The sequence below is a fragment of the Variovorax paradoxus genome, from assembly GCF_009498455.1.
Taxonomy (GTDB): Bacteria; Pseudomonadota; Gammaproteobacteria; order Burkholderiales; family Burkholderiaceae_C; genus Variovorax; species Variovorax paradoxus_H.
Window position 1 is genome coordinate 2381085 of sequence record NZ_CP045644.1, and the last position, 19509, is coordinate 2400593.

Annotated in this window: 14 protein-coding genes; 12 read left to right on the forward strand and 2 right to left on the reverse strand. The window is 69.7% G+C overall.

The window, feature by feature from the left end:
* The first annotated feature begins 7 nt into the window (after positions 1–7).
* The 7 genes from GFK26_RS10910 (at position 8) to GFK26_RS10945 (ending at position 8738) form a co-directional block, all read left to right on the forward strand.
* Positions 8–1165 carry an acyl-CoA dehydrogenase family protein gene (locus GFK26_RS10910; protein WP_153281982.1) on the forward strand — a complete coding sequence of 386 codons (1158 nt, stop codon included), beginning with the start codon at positions 8–10 and terminating at the stop codon, positions 1163–1165.
* A 283-nt stretch (positions 1166–1448) separates the two neighbouring features.
* Positions 1449–2552, forward strand: coding sequence for a CaiB/BaiF CoA transferase family protein (locus GFK26_RS10920; protein WP_153281983.1), 1104 nt, complete (start codon positions 1449–1451; stop codon positions 2550–2552).
* Between the two features lie 72 nt (positions 2553–2624).
* Positions 2625–4211 carry an acyl-CoA synthetase gene (locus GFK26_RS10925; protein WP_228121967.1) on the forward strand — a complete coding sequence of 529 codons (1587 nt, stop codon included), beginning with the start codon at positions 2625–2627 and terminating at the stop codon, positions 4209–4211.
* A 35-nt stretch (positions 4212–4246) separates the two neighbouring features.
* Complete coding sequence (locus GFK26_RS10930) at positions 4247–5806, forward strand: long-chain-fatty-acid--CoA ligase (protein ID WP_153281984.1); 1560 nt, start codon at positions 4247–4249, stop codon at positions 5804–5806.
* 39 nt (positions 5807–5845) lie between these two features.
* On the forward strand, positions 5846–6997 hold the full coding sequence (locus GFK26_RS10935) for an acyl-CoA dehydrogenase family protein (protein ID WP_153281985.1): 1152 nt from the start codon (positions 5846–5848) through the stop codon (positions 6995–6997).
* A gap of 14 nt (positions 6998–7011) precedes the next feature.
* The gene (locus GFK26_RS10940; RefSeq protein WP_153281986.1) at positions 7012–7803 is read left to right on the forward strand and encodes an enoyl-CoA hydratase/isomerase family protein; all 792 of its coding nucleotides are present in this window, start codon (positions 7012–7014) and stop codon (positions 7801–7803) included.
* A gap of 41 nt (positions 7804–7844) precedes the next feature.
* Complete coding sequence (locus GFK26_RS10945; protein WP_153281987.1) at positions 7845–8738, forward strand: SDR family oxidoreductase; 894 nt, start codon at positions 7845–7847, stop codon at positions 8736–8738.
* Between the two features lie 12 nt (positions 8739–8750).
* On the opposite strand, the gene GFK26_RS10950 is transcribed toward GFK26_RS10945, so the two are convergent.
* A complete protein-coding gene (locus GFK26_RS10950; protein WP_153281988.1) occupies positions 8751–11489 on the reverse strand; it encodes a LuxR C-terminal-related transcriptional regulator in 2739 nt (912 codons plus the stop codon).
* Positions 11490–11627: 138 nt separating this feature from the next.
* Here GFK26_RS10950 and GFK26_RS10955 point away from each other — a divergent pair, with 138 nt between their 5' ends.
* The 5 genes from GFK26_RS10955 (at position 11628) to GFK26_RS10975 (ending at position 18958) form a co-directional block, all read left to right on the forward strand.
* Complete coding sequence (locus GFK26_RS10955; RefSeq protein ID WP_153281989.1) at positions 11628–12836, forward strand: acetyl-CoA C-acetyltransferase; 1209 nt, start codon at positions 11628–11630, stop codon at positions 12834–12836.
* Positions 12837–12870: 34 nt separating this feature from the next.
* Positions 12871–14265, forward strand: a complete 1395-nt coding sequence (locus tag GFK26_RS10960; protein WP_153281990.1) for an enoyl-CoA hydratase-related protein — start codon at positions 12871–12873, stop codon at positions 14263–14265.
* 89 nt (positions 14266–14354) lie between these two features.
* Positions 14355–16505, forward strand: a complete 2151-nt coding sequence (gene fadB, locus GFK26_RS10965) for a fatty acid oxidation complex subunit alpha FadB (protein ID WP_153281991.1) — start codon at positions 14355–14357, stop codon at positions 16503–16505.
* A 59-nt stretch (positions 16506–16564) separates the two neighbouring features.
* Positions 16565–17347, forward strand: coding sequence for an SDR family NAD(P)-dependent oxidoreductase (locus tag GFK26_RS10970; RefSeq protein ID WP_153281992.1), 783 nt, complete (start codon positions 16565–16567; stop codon positions 17345–17347).
* 336 nt (positions 17348–17683) lie between these two features.
* On the forward strand, positions 17684–18958 hold the full coding sequence (locus GFK26_RS10975) for a hypothetical protein (RefSeq protein ID WP_153281993.1): 1275 nt from the start codon (positions 17684–17686) through the stop codon (positions 18956–18958).
* Between the two features lie 83 nt (positions 18959–19041).
* Here GFK26_RS10975 and GFK26_RS10980 read toward each other — a convergent pair whose 3' ends face one another.
* Positions 19042–19347 carry a hypothetical protein gene (locus GFK26_RS10980; RefSeq protein ID WP_153281994.1) on the reverse strand — a complete coding sequence of 102 codons (306 nt, stop codon included), beginning with the start codon at positions 19345–19347 and terminating at the stop codon, positions 19042–19044.
* Positions 19348–19509: the final 162 nt, after the last annotated feature.

Sequence of the window (19509 nt, forward strand, 5' to 3'; positions counted from 1 at the left end):
GTTTGCCATGACCACCCTCACCGAACAAGACGACACCCTCGCGATGCTGCGCGACAGCCTCGCGCGCTACCTCGACGACCAGCACGGCTTCGAGCAGCGCCTGCAGGCGCTGGCCGCTGCCGACGACGCACCGCCGCCGTTCTGGCAAGGCCTGGCGCGTGACCTCGGCCTGCTCGGCGCGGCCTTGCCCGAATCGCAGGGCGGACTGGGCCTCGGCCTGGCCGCGCACCTTGCGCTGCTGCCCACACTGGGCGGCGCGCTCGCGGCCGAGCCGTATCTTTCGACGCTGGTGATCGGCGCCGGCCTGCTGCAGCGCCATCCGGGCGCGATGGCCGATGCGCTGCTCGCGCGCGTCGTCGCCGGGCAGGCCGTGCTGGCCTTTGCGCACGACGAGCCGCACAGCCGCCATGCGCGTGACGACGTGCGCACGCAACTCGTGCGCGAGGCCGACGGCCGGTTGAAGCTCGACGGTCGCAAGGCCGTGGTGCAGGCCGCGCCATGGGCCAGCCACTTCATCGTGACGGCGCGCAGCGACAAGGGCTTATCGTTGCTCGTCGTGCCCAAGGACGCGCCCGGCGTGCAACTGCGCGCCTACCGCACGCGCGACGGTGGCCGCGCCGCCGACATCGCCTTCGACGCGGTGCGCCTGAGTGCCGACGCGCTGCTCGGCATCGAAGGCGGCGCGCTGCCGCAGATCGAGCAGGCGCTCGACGAGGCCACGCTCGCGGTCTGCGCCGAGTCCATCGGCATCCTGCGCCGGCTGATGCGCGACACGCTCGACTACGTGCGCCAGCGCAAGCAGTTCGGCGTGCCGATCTCCAGCTTTCAGGTGCTGCAGCACCGGCTCGCCGACATGCACATGGCGCTCGAACAGGCCGACGCGCTCACCGCCAGCGTGGGCGAGGCACTGGCTGCGGGCGCCGATGCCGCGTCGCGCGCCCGCGCCGTGTCGTCCGCCAAGGTCGCGGTCGCCAAGGCCTGCCGCGCCGTGGGGCAGGGCGCGGTGCAGCTGCACGGCGGCATGGGCATGACCGAAGAACTCGCCGTCGGCCATTACGTGCGCCGCGCCACGCTGATCGAAGGCCAGTTCGGCCCGCCTGCGTGGCACCTGCGCCGCGTGGCGCAGCTTCAGCAACAACAGCAGCCACTCTCAGAGCAGCAGTAAACCGATCTTCGAGCGCGTGGCCGCGAGCGAAGACTTCAGGGAAGGACCGCGCGCCTTCATCGAAAAGCGCGCGCCCCGCTGGAGCGGTCGCTGAACCCGAAGAAAGAAGAGCCCGCCATGTCCGATCGTGAAGCAGACAACGACGTTCTCGTCGACTGCATCCGCGCGGGGCGCTGAACCGTCTTTCCGCGCTTTCGTCGCTTCGGACGATGCGACGGCGGCGCCCGCGCGCCAAGATGCCTCTACACAACAGGCCGCCGGGTGCGCGCCAGAGGAGACACACATGGCAGGACCCCTGAAAGGACTTCGGGTCGTCGAGATGGCCGGCATCGGCCCCGGCCCCTTTTGCGCGATGCTGTTCGCCGACATGGGCGCGGAGGTGCTTCGCATCACGCGCCCCGGCACGCGGCGCGACCCCCACGACATCCTGGCGCGCGGGCGCAGCACCTGGGAGGTCGACCTGCGCGCCCCCGGCGCGGCTGCCCCGGTGCTCGACGCCATCGCGCGCGCCGACGTCCTCATCGAGGGCTTCCGCCCCGGCGTGATGGAACGCCTGGGCCTGGGCCCGGCCGAATGCCATGCGCGCAACCCGCGCCTGGTCTACGGCCGCATGACCGGCTGGGGCCAGCACGGCCCGCTCGCGCACGCGGCCGGCCACGACATCAACTACATCGCCATCAGCGGCGCGCTGCACGCCATCGGCCGCTCGGGCGAGGCGCCCGTGCCGCCGCTGAACTACGTGGGCGACTTCGGCGGCGGCGCCATGCTGCTGGCCTTCGGCCTGCTGGCCGCACTGCACGAGGTCAAGGCCTCGGGCCAGGGCCAGGTGGTCGATGCGGCCATGACCGACGGTGCCGCCCTGCTGTCGGCCATGATGTACGGCTTCAAGTCGGCCGGCCAGTGGAGCAACCAGCGCGGCGAGAACATGCTCGACGGCGGCGCCCACTTCTACGACACCTACGCCTGCGCCGACGGCAAGTACGTGGCGATCGGTTCCATCGAACCGCAGTTCTACGCCCTGCTGCGCGAGCGTTGCGGCCTGGTCGACGACCCCGCCTTCGACGCCCAGATGGACGCCGACCGCTGGCCGCTGCTCAAGCTGCGCCTGGCCGACGTGTTCCGCACCCGCACGCGCGACGAATGGTGCGTGCTGCTCGAAGGCAGCGACGCCTGCTTCGCCCCCGTGCTCGACTGGGACGAAGCGCCGCAGCACCCGCACAACGTGGCGCGCGGCACCTTCGCCACCGTGGGCGGCGTGGTGCAGCCCGCGCCCGCGCCGCGCTTCAGCCGCACCGCGCCGGTCGTGCCGCCGGCCGTGTCGCCTGACGACGGGCAGGCGCTGCTGCAGCGCTGGGGCGCGGCTGCGCCCGTGGCCGAAGTGCGCTGACGTCTTCTTTCTTCCCTGGGCATGCGCGTTGGCGCATGCATGGCATTTCCGCACCGACAGGAGCCCGTGCCCATGCAAACCATGCAACCGCAGTTGCACCTCACGCAGGCCCTGCATCGCGCCGTGCAGTGCAGCCCGCGCGCCGTCGCCACCGTGTTCCAGGGGCGCACGCGCACCTACAGCGAACTCGGCGATCGCGTCGCGCGCCTCGCGGGCGCGCTGCGCCGGCAGGGCGTGCGGCCCGGCGACCGCGTGGGCGTGCTCGCGCTCAATGCCGACCGCACGCTGGAGTACTACCTGGCCGTGTGGTGGGCGGGCGGCGTGGTCAACCCGGTCAACACGCGCTGGAGCGTGGCCGAGATGGCGCACTCGCTCGACGACTGCGCCACGGGCATCCTGTTCGTCGACGACCAGTTCCTGCCCGTGGCCGCCGAGCTGCGCGCCGCCGCGCGCGCCGTCAGCACCTGGGTCTACATGGGCGAGCGCCAGGCGCCCACGGGCCCAATCGACATGGTCGACTGCGAAGCGCTGATCCGCGAGAGCGAACCCGTGCCCGACGCGCTGCGCGGCGGCGACGACCTGGCCGGCGTGTTCTACACCGGCGGCACCACCGGCCGGCCCAAGGGCGTGATGCTCAGCCACGCGGCGCTGGTGATCAACGCGCAGGTCTCGATGCTCGGTGCGTTCTTCGACGACAGCGCGCGGCTGTTGCAGGTGGCGCCGCTCTTTCACCTGGCGGGGCTGTCGTTTTTGCTGCGCGGCGTGCTCATGGGCTGCGCGCAGATCATCCTTCCGGGCTTCTCGGTGGACGGCATGCTCGCCGCCATCGAGCGCGACCGCGCCACCAACCTCATGGCCGTGCCCGCGATGCTGCAGATGCTGGTCGACGACCCGCGCACCGCGCAGGCCGACCTGTCGAGCGTGCGCTTCGTCGGCTACGGCGCCTCGCCGATCACCGAGGCGCTGCTGGAGCGCGCCTTCGCGACCTTTCCTCAGGCCGAGTTCGCGCAGGGCTACGGCATGACCGAGCTGTCGGCCGGCGTGAGCTACCTCACGCGCCACTACCACTCGCCCGAAGGCCGCAAGCTCGGCAAGCTGGCCTCGGCCGGGCAGGCGCTCTCGGGCATCGACCTGCGTGTGTGCGACAGCGACGGCCGCGAGGTGCCGCGCGGCACCGTCGGCGAACTCACCGTGCGCAGCCCGTGCGTGATGCAGGGCTACTGGAACCTGCCCGAGCAGACGGCCGCCGCGCTGCGCGATGGCTGGATGCACACCGGCGACGCTGCGCGCATGGACGACGACGGCTTCGTCTTCATCGTCGACCGCTACAAGGACATGATCGTGAGCGGCGGCGAGAACATCTACTGCGCCGAGGTCGAGGGCGCGCTCGCACGCCACCCCGCCGTGGCCGCCGCCGCCGTCATCGGCGTGCCCGACGACCGCTGGGGCGAGGCCGTGCATGCGGTGGTGGTGCGCAAGCCCGGCACCGATGTGGATGCCGACGCGCTCATCGCCCACTGCCGCGAACTGATCGCCGGCTACAAGTGCCCGCGCAGCGTGGAGTTCACCGAGGCACTGCCGATCTCGGGCGCCGGCAAGGTCATGAAGTACCGCCTGCGCGAGCCGCACTGGGCCGGCCGCGCGCGCAAGGTTGCCTGAAGCCAGAACGCACAACCACCAAGGAGACGACACCCATGTTTCTCACCCAGCCCCTGCACAAAGGCCGCCGCGAGAAGGCCCGCGAGACCGCCGTGGTCTGCGGCGCCCATCGCCTCGACTTCGCGACGCTCACCGACCGCGTGGCGCGCCTGGGCGCCGTGCTGCAGCAGCTCGGCATGGCGCGCGGCGACCGCGTCGGCATGATGAGCCTCAACTCGCACCGCTTCGTCGAGTTCTTCTTCGGCACCTGGTGGGGCGGCGGCGTCATCAACCCGGTGAACATCCGCTGGAACCCGAAGGAGGTCGCCTACTCGCTGGACGACTGCGACACGCGCATCCTGCTGGTCGACGACCTGTTCGCGCCCATGGCCGGCGAGCTGCGCAAGCTCTCGACCTCGCTGCGCACCGTCGTGTATTGCGGCGACGGCCCCGTGCCCGAAGGCATGGTCGGCTACGAGGCGCTGCTGGCCGATGCACAGCCCATCGACGACGCACCGCACAGCGCCGACGAGCTGGCCGCCATCATGTACACCGGTGGCACCACCGGCCGGCCCAAGGGCGTGATGCTCACGCACGGCAGCCTCTACATCAACGCACTGAGCTCGGTGGCGGCGGTGCCGCGCGAGACGCGCAACGCGGCCGTGGTCATCGCCGTGCCCATGTTCCATGTGGCCGGCTGCGGGCTGTCGCTGCAGAGCATCCTGCGGCTGGTGCCGCAGCACGTGGTGCCGATGTTCGACGAGGTGGCGATCCTGCAGGCCATCCAGGCCGCGCGCGCCACCGAGATGTTCCTGGTGCCCACCATGATCAAGCGCGTGATCGAGCACCCGCGCTTTGCGGAGTTCGACCTGTCGAGCCTGCAGATGCTGCTGTACGGCGCCGCGCCCATCGACGTGGCGCTGCTCGAGCAGGCCATGGCTGCGCTGCCGCGCACCAGCTTCTCGCAGGCCTACGGCATGACCGAGCTGTCGCCCACCGTGGCCGTGCTGATGCCGCACTTTCACCTGCCCGGCCCCGACCGCAACCGCCTGCTGCGCGCGGCCGGCACGCCGGTGCCCGTGGCCGAGATCCGCATCGTCGACGGCGAAGACAACGAAGTGCCTCCCGGCCAGGTCGGCGAGATCGTCGCGCGCGGCCCGATGGTCATGAAGGGCTACTGGAACAAGCCCGCCGAAACCGAGGCCGCATTGCGCGGCGGCTGGATGCACACAGGCGACGGCGGCTACATGGACGAACACGGCCTGCTGTTCGTGGTCGACCGCATGAAGGACATGATCGTGAGCGGCGGCGAGAACGTGTACTCGGCCGAGGTCGAGAACGCCATTGCCCAGATGCCGCAGGTGCTGATGTCTGCCGTCATCGGCGTGCCCGACGACAAGTGGGGCGAGCGCGTGCATGCGGTGATCGTGTTGCGCGAAGGCATGTCGCTCACGGCCGACGACGTCATCGCCCATTGCCGCGACCAGATCGCCAACTACAAGTGCCCGCGCAGCGTGGAGTTCCGCGAGGCGCTGCCGCTGTCGGCCGCCGGTAAGCTGCAGAAGTTCCAGCTGCGCGAGCCCTTCTGGGCTGGTAAAGAGCGCCGCGTCGGCTGACCCCATTCCCCTCATTTCAAGACACTGAAGGACCACCCCATGCCCATCGATTTCCGCCGCTCGTGGAGTGACGAAGAACTGGAGCTGTACCGCGACAACGTGGTGCGATTCGTCGAGACCGAGATCGTTCCGCACGACGAAGAGGCGCGCAAGCGCGGCCACGTCGGCCACGAGGTGTGGCGCAAGGCCGGCGCCCTCGGCCTGCTGTGTTCCGACATTCCCGAGGCCTACGGCGGCGCCGGCGGCGACTTCCGCCACGAGGCCGTGTTCTACGAAGAGAAGGCGCGCCGCGCGCTCAGCGGCATGGCCAGTTCGGTGCACACCATCGTCGCGCACTACTTCCTCAACCACGGCACCGAGGCGCAGAAGCTGAACTACCTGCCGCGCATGGCGCGCGGCGAGCTGGTCGGTGCCATCGCCATGACCGAGCCCGGCGCCGGCTCCGACCTGCAGGGCGTGCGCACGCGCGCCGAGAAGCAGCCCGACGGCAGCTACCGCATCCGCGGCTCCAAGACCTTCATCACCAATGGCTTCCTCGCGGGCGTGGTGCTCGTCGTGGCCAAGACCGATCCGACGCAGGGCGCCAAGGGCACCTCGATCCTCATCGTCGAGACCGAAGGCTGCGAGGGCTACCGCGTGGGCCGCGTGCTCGACAAGATCGGCATGAAGGCGCAGGACACCTCCGAGCTGTTCTTCGACGACGTGCATGTGTCGGCCGACGCGTTGCTCGGCGGCCAGGAAGGGCAGGGCTTCTTCCAGCTCATGAGCGACCTGCCGTACGAGCGCACCATCATCGGCGTGAGCGCGCTGGCCACCATGGAAGGCGCCTACCAGGCCACGCTCGACTACGTGCGCGACCGCAAGGCCTTCGGCAAGCCCATCGCCGAGTTCCAGAACACCAAGTTCAAGCTGGCCGAGATCGCCACGCAGATCAAGGTCGGCCGCGCCTTCATCGACCGCTGCGTGGAAGACCTCGTGGCCGGCCGGCTCGACACCGCCACCGCCTCCATGGCCAAGCTCTGGGCCTCCGAGACGCAGGGTCGCGTGGTCGACGAATGCCTGCAGCTCTTCGGCGGCTACGGCTTCATGACCGAGTACATGGTCGCGCGCATGTACGCCGACGGGCGCGTGCAGCGCATCTACGGCGGCACCAACGAGATCATGAAAGAAGTGATCTCGCGCGCGCTTTGAATGCGATCCGCGTCATGAGCGACGTCTTGCAGATCGAGCAGCGCGATGGCGTCGCCTGGCTCACGCTGAACCGCCCCGAGCGCCTCAACGCGCTCGACCCCGTGCTGGTGCGCGCGCTGCGCGAGTACTTCGAAGGCCTGAACGCGCGCAGCCCCGAGCGCGTGGTCGTGCTGCAGGGCGCGGGCCGCGCCTTCTGTGCCGGGCTCGACCTGAAAGAGCAGGCGGGCGGTGAAGACCTCGGCGTGGCCGACATGCTCGAACAGCAGAAGGGCATCCGCGACATCATGCTGGCCATGCGGCGCTGCCCGCAGCCCATCGTGTGCGTGGTGCAGGGCGCGGCCAGCGGCGGCGGTTTTGCGCTCGCGCTGGCCTCGGACGTGCGCTTGGCCACGCCCGACGCGCGCATGAACGCCGCCTTCATCCGCATCGGCCTGTCGGCCTGCGACGTGGGCGTGAGCTACTTTTTGCCGCGCATGGTCGGCAGCTCGGTGGCGGCCGAGTACATGCTCACCGGCCGTTTCATGGACGCGCAGCGCGCGTACGCGCTGGGCCTCGTGAGCCGCGTCGACACGCTGCCCGCGCTGCAGGCCGAGGCGCAAGCGCTGGCCGACGACATGCTCCATGCCACGCCCGTGGCGCTGCGCCTGACCAAGGAGGCGCTGGGCATCGCAGTGGATGCCGGCAGCATGGAAGCGGTCGTCGCCATGGAAGACCGCAACCAGGTGCTGTGCACCCAGACCCGCGATTTCCGCGAAGGCATGACCGCCTTCCTCGAGAAGCGCGCGCCCGTCTACACGGGACGCTGAGCTTCATTCCGAATTTCAACGGACCGCACACAAGGATTTCCATGACCCTCGACGACCTGATGTTCAAGCCCGGCCTGCTGGCCGGCCGCCGCTACCTCGTGACCGGTGGCGGCAGCGGCCTGGGCCGCGTGATGAGCGAGGCGCTGCTGCTGCTCGGCGCCCACGTGTACATCTGCGGGCGCCGCGCGCCCGTGCTCGAAGAAACGGCGGCCGAGCTGATGCACCTGCACGGCGGGCGCGTGACGCCCAAGACCTGCGACATCCGCCACGACGCGCAGATCACCGAGATGCTCGATGAAATCTGGGCCGACGGCGGCGCGCTCGACGGCCTCGTCAACAACGCCGCGGGCAACTTCGTGAGCCGCACCGAAGACTTGTCGCCGCGCGCCTTCGACGCCATCTCGAGCATCGTCTTTCGCGGCAGCTTCTGCATGACGCTCGAATGCGGCAAGCGCTGGTTGGCGGAAGGCAAGGCGGCGTCGGTGCTGTCGATCCTCACCACCTGGGTGTGGAACGGCTCGCCCTTCACCGTGCCCTCGGCCATGTCGAAAGCCGGGCTGCATGCGATGACGCAGTCGCTCGCCGTCGAGTGGGCCGGCCGCGGCATCCGCTTCAACGCCATCGCGCCGGGCCTGTTCCCCACCGAGGGCATGAGCGCGCGCCTGAACCCCGGCGGCGGCGAGCACAAGGCCGAGCGCAACCCGATGGAGCGCAACGGCCGCATGCCCGAACTGGCCAACCTCGCGGCCTACCTGCTCGGCCCGGGCTCGGAGTACGTCAACGGCCAGACTATCGCCATCGACGGCGCGCAGTTCCAGGCCACGGGCGGGAACTTCTCGCGGATGTCGGCGTGGAAGGACGACGACTGGCAGCGTGCCCGCGAGAGCATCGCGGGGCGCGATGCGCAGGACAAGCGGCAGCGGCTGGCCGCTTGACTGGCTGGCTGGTCAGCGAATCACGCCGAGCTTGCGCGCAATCGCCACCGCCTCGGTACGGCGCTTCGCACCCAGCTTCATGTTGATGTTGCGCAGGTGCGTGCGCACCGTGCTCTCCGACACGAACAGCTTCTCGCCCATCGCGTTGTTCGAGTAGCCCTCGGCCAGCAGCTGCAGCACGCGGATCTCCTTGCGCGTGAGCGGCTCCTTGGTCGCATCGCCCGACGGCGCTTCGGCGTCGATCGGTGACGGTGGCGGGCCGAGCACCTGCAGCAGCCGCTGCAGGTAGTCGGCCAATATCGGGTCGCTGCGCAGCACGGGCGCCACGGCACCGGCCTCTTGCTGCATCGCTGCCGCATAGCGGTGCACCAGCGTGCCCACGGACGGTCCCTCGTCGAGGATCAACCGCACGAAGCCTTCCTGGCTCGCGGTCTGCAGCACGGCGCCGATTTCTTCGATGGCGGTGGCGAGGTCGCCTGCGCGCTGCAGCGCCAGCGCGCGCAGCACGCGCAGCTTGAGTGCGCGGCGGTTGCGGTTGGCGGCGACGGCGGCGTGCAGTTCGGCGTCGAGCACGGTGAGCGCAGCGCGCGCGTCGCCGAAGGCGATGTCCCAGCGCGCCTTGGCGAGGGCGAGGTAGTCGAGGTCGTGTGCGGGCAGGCGCTGGCGGCGCTCGCGCGCCCACAGCTCGGGGTCGTCGGCGCGCTGCAGCTCGTCGCGCGACGCGGGGCCGTTGCCCTGCAGCAGCAGCATGTGGGCGCGCTCCAGCTTGGCGCCCGCGACCACGCGCGGCAGTTGACGGTGGTGGCCCAGGTATTCGAGTTCGGTGAGCGCCTGGAACGCGGCGTCGATGTCGCCCGCGTGGAAGGCGATGCGCGAGCGCATGACGTGGCTCAGGATCATGTGGTCGGGCAGGCCCACGTCGCGCGCCAGCGGCAGGTACACGTTCAGCAGGTGCTCGGCCTGCACCAGCTGGTTGGTCTCGTACACGGCGCCGGCGTACAGCACTCCGGCCCAGGCGTTGCCGTGGCTGTGGTTGTACGACACGGCATGCGTCGAATCGACCGCCATGCGCAGCCGCGCAGTGGCCTGGCGCAGCCGGCCTTCGGTGAGGTCGAACAGGCCCGCCAGCGACTCGGTGTACATGCGGTTGAAGGTGCTGTTGCCCTGCTCGCGCCGCGCGGCCTCGAGCAGGCGCTGCGCCTCGCGCTGGTCGCCGCGCACCGCGAGGATGTGCGCCATCGCGTTAAGCAGCACGCCCTCGGCAAAGGCGAGCCCGGTGGGCATGCGCGCGAGGCTTTCGCGGCCGGCTTCGTAGGCGGCGTCGTGCTGGTCTTCCATGGCCAGCAGCAGCGGAATGAGCGTGTGGGCGTTGGCGCGCACCTCGGGAATGGGGCTGTCGAGGCAGCCCGATTGTTCGAGCAGCCGCATCGCGTCCCACGGGCCGTGCGTGAAGCAGGTGGCCCACAGCGCGATGAGTTGCAGGAACGGATGCTCGCGCAGCTGGTGTTCGGGAATGGCCGAGAACCAGCGCGCCAGCATGCGCATGCGGCCCTGTTCGAGGAACTGCTCGGCGTAGCTGTCGAGCAGCGTGAGCGCGTGCGGATGGTCGCCGCCTTCGATCGCATGGTCGATGGCGGGCACGGGCCGGCCGTGCGATTCGTACCAGCCCGAGGCCGCGAGGTGCAGCCGCGCGAGTTCGTCGGGCCGCTCGTGCGCCAGCTGTGCGCGCAGGAAGTCGGCGAACAGGCTGTGATAGCGCCACGCGCGCACCTCGCCGCCCGCGTCGCCGCTCACGGGCGTGAGGAACAGGTTGGCGGCGGCGAGCTGTTCGAGGATGACGGCGCTGTCGCCGCGCGGGCTGAGCGCCTGGCACACCGACGCGTCGAGCTGGCGCAGGATGCTGGTGCGCAGCAGAAAGTCGCGGATCTCGGGTGGCTGGTGCGCGAGCACGTCTTCGGCCAGGTAGTCGGCCACGGCGCGGTCGGAGCCCGAGAAGCGCTCGATGAAGCCGGTCTCGATGCCGTGCCGCTCCAGCGCCATCGACGCCAGCCAGATGGCCGCGACCCAGCCTTCGGTCTTGCGGTGCAGCTGCGAGAGCATGTCGGCCGGCAGTGCCTGCGGCGGCTGCGCGGCGGCGTGCGGCGCATGCGCCTGGCGCAGGCCGATGAAGGCGCTGGTTTCTTCCAGCGTGAAGCGCAGGCGGTCGGTGTCGATCTCGATGAGCTGGCCGCGCGCGCGCAAACGGCCCAGGCCGAGGTCGGGCAGGCTGCGCGAGCCGATCACGATCTGCCCGCGCCGCGGCAGGTGCTCGACCAGCTCGCGCACGAGGCCGAGCACGGCGGGTTCCTGCACCACCTCGAAGTCGTCGAGAAAGAGCGTGAAGGGCGAGTCGTGCGCGGCCAGCGCGGCCACGGCGTCGAAGGGCGCGTGGCTTGCGGGCTCGTCCACGCCGATGCGTTGCACGGCCTCGGCCAGGCAGTTGAGAAAGCGCGACACGTCGTTGTCGGCGCGGTCGAGCGTGAGCCACGCGGTGGCGATGCCCTGCGCGTCCATGCGCTCACGGATCTGCGCCATGGCGGTGGTCTTGCCGAAGCCGGCGGGTGCGCGCACCAGCACGAGCTTGACGGTCGCGGCCGCGATTTCTTCGCTGATGGCGGTGCGCGGCACCTGCGTGGCCACGAAGGCCGGCGGGTTGAGCTTGGTCTCGAGAATCCGGAGCGAGGAAGGGGGAACGGGGGCTGGTGCAGGCATCGCGAAGGGGGAGTGAATGCCTGGAAATTCCGTCGCTTCCGACGATTCCGGCAACCGATTCTGCTTCCTAAACTGGCCGCAGACAAACTGAATTCCCCTGCATCCGGTGGCCCTGCGCACCCGGGCAGCGCCCTGCCCATGACCCACGACGTTTTCATCTACGACCACGTGCGAACCCCGCGCGGCAAGGGCCGCGCCGACGGTGCGCTGCACCCCATCACGCCCGTGCAACTGGCCACGCAGGTGCTGCAGGCGCTGCGCGAACGCCATGCGCTGGACCCCACGCAGATCGAGGACGTGGGCCTGGGCGTGGTGATGCCCGTGGGCGAGCAGGGCGCCGACATCGCGCGCGTGGCGCTGCTGTCGGCGGGCTACGGCGACAGCGTGGTGGGCTTTCAGCTCAACCGCTTCTGCACCTCGGCGCTCGACACGCTCAAGATGGGCTTCGGCCTCGTGGCCTCGGGCCAGGCCGACGCGGTGATCGGCGGCGGCGTGGAGTCGATGTCGCGCGTGGCCATCGGCAGCGACGGCGGCGCGGTCTACACCGACCCCGCCGTGGGCCAGCGCTACCCCTACATTCCCAACGGCGTGGCGGCCGACCTCATGGCCATGCTCGACGGCGTGGACCGCGAGGCGGTCGATGCCTACGCCATGGAAAGCCAGCGCCGCGCCGCCGTGGCGCAAGCCGAGGGCCGCTTCGACCGCTCGCTCGTGCCCGTGCGCGACCGGCTCGGGTGCACCGTGCTCGCGAAAGACGAGGCCAACCGCCCCGGCACCACCATGGCCGACCTCGCCAAGCTCAAGCCCGCCTTCGCCGGCGTGGCCGCGCAGGGCTACGAAGCGATCCTGCTGCAGCGCTACCCGCAGCTCTCGCACATCGCGCCGATTCACACGGGCGGCAATTCGAGCGGCATCGTCGACGGCGCCTGCGCGGTGCTGCTGGGCAACCGCGACTACGGCACGCGCAACGGCCTCGTGCCGCGCGCGCGCATCGTCGGCAGTGCCTCGTGCGCCGACGAGCCGCTGCTGAGCCTGGGCGGCCCGATGCCGGCCACCGAACGCCTGCTGGCGCGCTGCGGCCTGCGCATCGGCGACATCGAACTGTTCGAGGTCAACGAGGCCTTCTCGGTGGTGCCGATGCGCTATGCGCGGCACTTCGACATCGACCCCGTGCGCATCAACGTGAACGGCGGCGCCATTGCGCTGGGCCATCCGTTGGGCGCGACCGGCGCGATCCTCACGGGCACGCTGCTCGACGAGCTGGAGCGGCGCGACGCGGGCCTGGGCCTGGTCACGCTGTGCGCCGCGGCGGGGCAGTCGACCGCGCTGGTGATCGAGCGCGTTTGAGCGCGCGAAAACGCCTTTCCTCAGATCTTCTTCTATGCACTCCAACATCCGATTCGAGGTCGATGCCGACGGCGTCGCGCTCCTCACCCTCGACGTGCCCGACCGGCCGATGAACGTGTTCACGCCCGGCTTCACGGCCGACCTGCGCGCGGCCGTGGCGCAGATCGCGCAGCGCGCCGACGTGCGCGGCGCGGTCATCACCTCGGGCAAGGCCAGCGGCTTCATGGCCGGCGCCGACCTCAAGGACCTCGTGGGCTTTCATGCGACAGGTGGCAGCGCGGCCGATGCCGCCGAGGCCATCGCGCCCGGCGGCCGCGTGCTGCGCGAACTGGAGCGCTGCGGCAAGCCCGTGGCGGTGGCGATCAACGGCGTGGCACTGGGCGGTGGTTTCGAGCTCGCGCTGGCCTGCCATTACCGCGTGCTGCTCGACGAGCCGCGTGCGGTGGTCGGGCTGCCCGAAGTCACGGTCGGTCTGCTGCCGGTGGGCGGCGGCACGCAGCGGCTGCCGCGCCTGATCGGCATTGCGCGCGCACTGCCGCTGCTGCTGTCGGGTCGGCACGTGGCGCCGGCCGAGGCGCTGGCGCTGGGCATGGTCGATGCGCTCGCGCCGGCCGAACAGCTCGTGCAGGTCGCGCGCCGCTGGGTGCTCGAGCACCCCGACGCCGGCCAGCAGCCGTGGGACGTGAAGGGCTTCAAGGTGCCGGGCGGCGCGGGCGCATTGGCACCGCACGCGGGCGCGAGCTTCGGCGCCACGCTGGCGCAGGTGCGGCGCGACACGCACGACAACCTGCCGGCACCGCTGGCCATCCTGTCGGCGGTGTACGAAGGCACGCAGCTGCCGATGGACGCGGGCCTGGCGGTCGAGGCGCAGTGCTTCGGTCCCTTGCTGGCCGGTCCGGTGGCGCGCAACCTGATGCGCACGTTGTTCGTGAATCGGGGCGCGGCGCTGCGGCGCAAGGGCGACTTGAGTGCGGTCAACGCTGCGTATGTCGAACGGCTGCGGCAGCTGTACCGCAGTGAAGGCCAGGTGCTGTTGAGCGAAGGCGTGTCGCCTGCGCTCATCGCGAATGCCGCGCGGCAGGCCGGGCTGGTCGAGAGTCCGCTGACTGCTGATGCCACCGTGACACAGGCCGCCACATCGCAGCCCGATGCACGCGCCGTCGGCGAGCGTTTGCTGTCACTGCTCGCGCTCGAAGCCGCGCGTTGCCTTGAAGAAGGTGTGGTGAAGCAGCCGGTCGAAGCCGACCTCGGCGCCGTGCTCGCATTGGGCTACCCCGACTGGACCGGCGGCACGCTCTCATACATCGAAACCGTCGGCCTCGCCGCGTTCGTCGCACGCTGTGATGCACTCGCAGAGCGCCACGGCGAGCGCTTCAAGCCCACGGCTGCGTTGCGTGAGCGCGCGCGGTCGAACACGTTGTTCCTGTAATCGTCGCTTCGGACGATGCCTGCGCGCAGGGCGCGTCCCTAAACTTTTTCCCACAGGCTGGCGTGTCGCCGGCCGCGAGGAGACCCCCTTTGTTCCAAGGCGAAAGTATCGAAGTCCTGCCGTTGCAGGACGGGCTGGTGGAGCTGCGCTTCGACCGGCGCGGCGAGGCCATCAACAAGCTCGACGCGCGCACCGTCGACGAGTTCCGCCAGGCCACCGAACGCATCGCGGCCTCGCCGGATGTGCGCGGCGTGCTGGTGACGAGCGCGAAAGACGTGTTCATCGTCGGCGCCGACATCACCGAGTTCGGCGCCACCTTCCAGCAGGCCGAGGCCGACATCGCACGCGGCGTGCGCGCCAGCAACGAGCTGTTCAACGCCTTCGAAGACCTGGCCGTCCCCAGCGTGGTCGCCATCAACGGTTTCGCGCTCGGCGGCGGACTGGAGCTGGCGATGCTCGCGCCGCTGCGCGTGATGGCCGACACGGCGCAGGTCGGCGTGCCCGAGGTGAAGCTCGGCCTGTTCCCGGGCTTCGGCGGCACGGTGCGGCTGTCGCGCCTGGCGGGCCTGGCCACGGCCATCGACTGGGTGGCGAGCGGCAAGCCGGCCAAGGCGCCGGCTGCGCTGGCCGCGGGCGTGACCGACGAGGTCGCGGCGCCCGAGGCCCTGCGCGACCGTGCGCTCGCACTGCTGCAGCGTGCGGTGCGCGGCGAGGTCGACTGGCAGGCCGCGCAGCAACGCAAGCGCGCGCCGCTGGCGCTGTCGGCCCAAGAGGCGGGCGCGCTGGTCGAGACCGCGCGCACGCAGGTGGTGGCGCGCAGCGGCAAGCACCAGCCCGCAGCCCTCATCGCGCTCGAGATGATGGCCGAGGCCGCCGGCCGCGACCGCGCGGGCGCGCTCGACCTGGAGTCGGCCGCCTTCGGCCGCGTCGCGAAGACGCAGGCCGCCGCCTCGCTGGTGCAGGCCTTTCTCAACGACCAGGCGCTCAAGAAACTCTACAAGCGCCATGCGCGCGAAGGCCGTCCGGTGAAGCAGGCGGCCGTGCTCGGCGCCGGCATCATGGGCGGCGGCATCGCCTACACCAGCGCGCTGCGCGGCACGCCGGTGCGCATGAAGGACATCGCGCAGCCGCAGCTCGACCTGGGCAGGGCCGAGGCCGGCAAGCAGCTCGCCAAGCAGGTCAAGAACGGCCGGCTCGCGCAGGCCAAGGCCGATGCCATTCAAGCGTCGATCGTGCCGCAGCTCGACGAGGCCGGCTTCGACGCGGTGGACTGCGTGGTCGAGGCCGTGGTCGAGAACCTCGAGGTCAAGCGCAAGGTGCTGGCCGCGCTGGAAGGCAGCGTCAAGCCCGGCACCGTGATCGCCTCGAACACCTCGAGCCTGCGCATCGACGACATTGCCCAACCGCTCGCGCGGCCCGAAGACTTTGTCGGCATGCACTTCTTCAACCCCGTGCCGGTGATGCAACTGGTGGAAGTGGTCCAGGGCGCGAAGACGAGCAACGCCGCCGTGTCCACCGCCGTGGGCTATGCCGTGGCCATGGGCAAGACGCCCATCGTGGTGAAGGACTGTCCGGGCTTTCTGGTCAACCGCATCCTCACGCCGTACATCAACGCCTTCGTGCAGCTGGTGGCCGATGGTGCCGACTTCGAGGCGGTCGATCGCGCGATGGAAGCCTTCGGCTGGCCCATGGGCCCGGCCTACCTGCAGGACGTGGTGGGCATGGACGTGGGCGCGCACGTGGGCGACGTGATCGCCGCGGGCTACCCGCAACGCATGCCGGCCCTCGAACGCAACGCCGTGAAGCTGATGGTGGCGAACAAGCGCTACGGCCAGAAGAACGGCACGGGCTTCTACCGCTACGAGAACGACCCCACGGGCCGCCCGCGCAAGTCCACCGCGCCCGAGGCGCATGCATTGGTCGCCACGTTGCAGCCGCAGGGCCGGCGCGACTTCGCCGATGCGGAGATCGTCGAACGCATGATGCTGCCGATGGTCGTCGAGGCTGCGCACGCGCTCGAAGACGGCGTGGTCGCCACGCCGGCCGAGCTCGACATGGCGCTGCTGCTCGGCGTGGGCTTTCCGGCCTACGCGGGCGGTGCGCTCAAGTACGCCGACTGGCTGGGGCTGGACCGCGTGGTCGCGCTGTGCGACAAGCATGCGGCGCTCGGCGCGCCGTATGTGCCGACGGCGCGCATGCGCGAGATGGCGGCGCGCAAGCTGCGCTACTACCCGGTCTGAACGGCAGGCGTTTTCGGTTTTCTTTCTTCCTTTCTCTCTCTATCCAAGGACAACAAGAGATGCAACTCGATTCCAGCATTGCCGCCGTCGTCACGGGCGGCGCTTCGGGCCTCGGGGCCGCCACCGCGCGCCGCCTGGCCAGCCACGGCGTGAAGGTCGCGCTGTTCGACCTCAACGTGGAGCAGGGCGAGGCCCTGGCCAAGGAACTGGGCGGCGTGTTCTGCAAGGTCGACGTGACCTCCGAGGAGCAGGTCGATGCAGCCTTTGCCAAAGCCCGCGCCGCGCACGGCCAGGAGCGCGTTCTGGTCAACTGCGCCGGCACCGGCAACGCGGTGAAGACCGCGAGCCGCGACAAGGCCTCGGGCGAGATCAAGCACTTTCCGCTCGCCAACTTCGACCGCATCATCCAGATCAACCTCGTGGGCACCTTCCGCTGCATCGCCAAGTCGGCAGCCGGCATGCTCACGCTCGATGCGCTGGTAGACGGCGAGCGCGGCGCCATCGTCAACACCGCCTCGGTCGCGGCCCAAGACGGCCAGATGGGCCAGGCCGCCTACACCGCCTCGAAGGCCGGCATCGTCGGCATGACGCTGCCCATTGCGCGCGACCTCATGGGCGAGGGCATCCGCGTGAACACCATCCTGCCGGGCATCTTCAACACGCCGCTGCTGCAGGGCGCGCCCGACAACGTGAAGGCCGCATTGGCTGCCTCGGTGCCGTTCCCCAAGCGCCTGGGCAACCCGGCCGAGTACGCGACGCTGGCCGAGCTGATGATCACCAACGGCTACTTCAATGGCGAGAGCGTGCGGCTGGACGGCGCGATCCGGATGGCGCCGCGCTGAGCACCGTCGGCGTTGAACAGATTCTGTTGAGGCAGATGCCGGAAATGGGATGACCTTGAATGCGTGACGCGCGGTGTGTGTTCCTCACATGGGAAGGTGTGGGAGCTCACCTCACCGCGCGCCAACGCGAATAGCGGCGGGCCTGAGGAAAAGCGTCCCCTGAACGTGGGATGTTCTGCTTTTCGGCCGTCACTAGCATCGCGTTGCGATCGGGGGATCGCAGCTTCAAGGAAAACCATGAGAACAAGATTCGACGGGAGTTTCGCGTGGGTACGCCGTGTGCTGCCCCTCTGCGCGGTCGTGGCGCTGGGGGGGTGTTCGTCGTTGAAGGCGACCATGCCAGAGCCGACCTTCGCGCAGGTGTCACTGCTGGACAGCAAGACGGTTCTCGCGCACGCCGTGGAGGACTTCTACACGCGGTACAAGACCAGCGCCGAGCTCGACGGCACTTCCGAGGAGGCCCTGGCCCTGCTTGACGCGGGACGCATTCTGATCGAGCTTCGCTGCGAGGAGTACCTGGACGGCATCGGTCAGAGCAACCAGGCCGCAGGCCACGTGCGGCAGCAGACCAATCTTCTCGGCGGGGTGTCATCGGCATTGATGGGTATCACCGGGAATTCCGCCAAGCAAATTGCCGGCGTGGCTTCCGCCTTCAGTTTCGCGGGTGCGAGCATGGATGCGTACTCGACAGCGTATCTCTTCGCTGACGCGGGAACCTCGATCGTCAAGCTCGTTCATGCGTCGCAAGAACTTTTCATGAGAGAGGTCAACAATGGCTTGCAGGGCACGGTGCTCGACCATATGAACGCCATGCACATCCTGCTGGGCTATCAGTCGATCTGCCGGCCGGCAAAAATCCGTGCGCTTGTCAACGATGCACTCAGCAAGGCCCAGGTCGTCGCGGAGATCGCACCTGACCACGGGGCCGATCTTGAAGTTCTCGGTGTTCTGGCCCAACTGGAACGCGAGCTTGGCAAACCCGTCTCCGAGAGCGACGCGATCAGGATCTACGGGCGCTTTCTGAAGCCGGAGGATGGAAACCTGACGCTCGCAAGCGGCGTTGCATTGGACACGGCCAGGATCGCCGGTCTTTCCACCCTCTTTCTTCCGCTGGGATTGAAGAATTCCAAGGTGGCAAGCCGGTGGAAGTCGGCGCTGGCCAGCACAGCACCGCCCGCGAGCTCGACGCCATTGCAGCAAGCGACGGCGCCTGCCAAGGCTAGTGCCGACGCCAAGCTCAGGGATGCGGAGAACAAGAGTGCCGCCGCGAATCGAGCCGGTGCCTTCGACGCTGCGCGCAAGACATCGACGATCATCGAAACGATGAGAAGGGCACTTGCGGAAGTGCGCGGCGGTGGCGATCTGGAGAAGGCCAAGAGTTTGGTTGCGCAAGCGAAGAGCGCCGCGGTCACGGCCAAGGCATTGCCGGACCTGAACAGCCCAGACCCGAGCGTTGCAAAGAGCGCGAAAGAAGCCGTCAACGCAATCGAAACGACCGCCGCCGCAACAGCGACCGTGGTCGACAAGGCCATTTCCACCAGGGACGGAAACCGGGAACCTAGGCCTCGGATGAACCAGTTCTCCCTGCCGATCATCGGTATCTCCCGCTGATACATTGATTCGCCGACGCACCTTGTGCCCGGGCAGCGCGATCCGGATGGCATCGCGCTGACGCCAGGGCAGAGGGGCCGTCGTCAGCCCTTCTGCGCAGGCCCTCGCGCCTGCACCGCCTCGCGCCGCGCACGCAGCACCTCGGGCGTGAGCGACGCGGCCCACGCGCGCGTGGCGGCCAGCTCCAGCGCCATGCCTTCGGCAAAGCTGCGCGCATGGCCGTCGTCAATCAGGCGCTTGTAGACCGGCAGCATCTCGGGCAGCGCGCTCGCGATGTCGGCGGCCAGGGCCAGCGCCTCGGGCATCAGCTGCCCGGGCGTCGTCACGCGGTTGACCAGCCCCCAGCGCTCGGCCTGCTCGGCGCCGACGAAGTTGCCGCTGAAGGCCATTCCCCAGTGTTGGAGCCCGGCCGGGCCGCGGCATCGTCGGAACGGACGAATCCGGCGGCCTTGTCCCGCTCACGACTCGAAACCCGCGCCCGCATCGGCACCATGCGCCGCATTGTCTTCAATCCGTCCTTGAATCCACTGAGAGAAAGAAGGAGCGTCCCC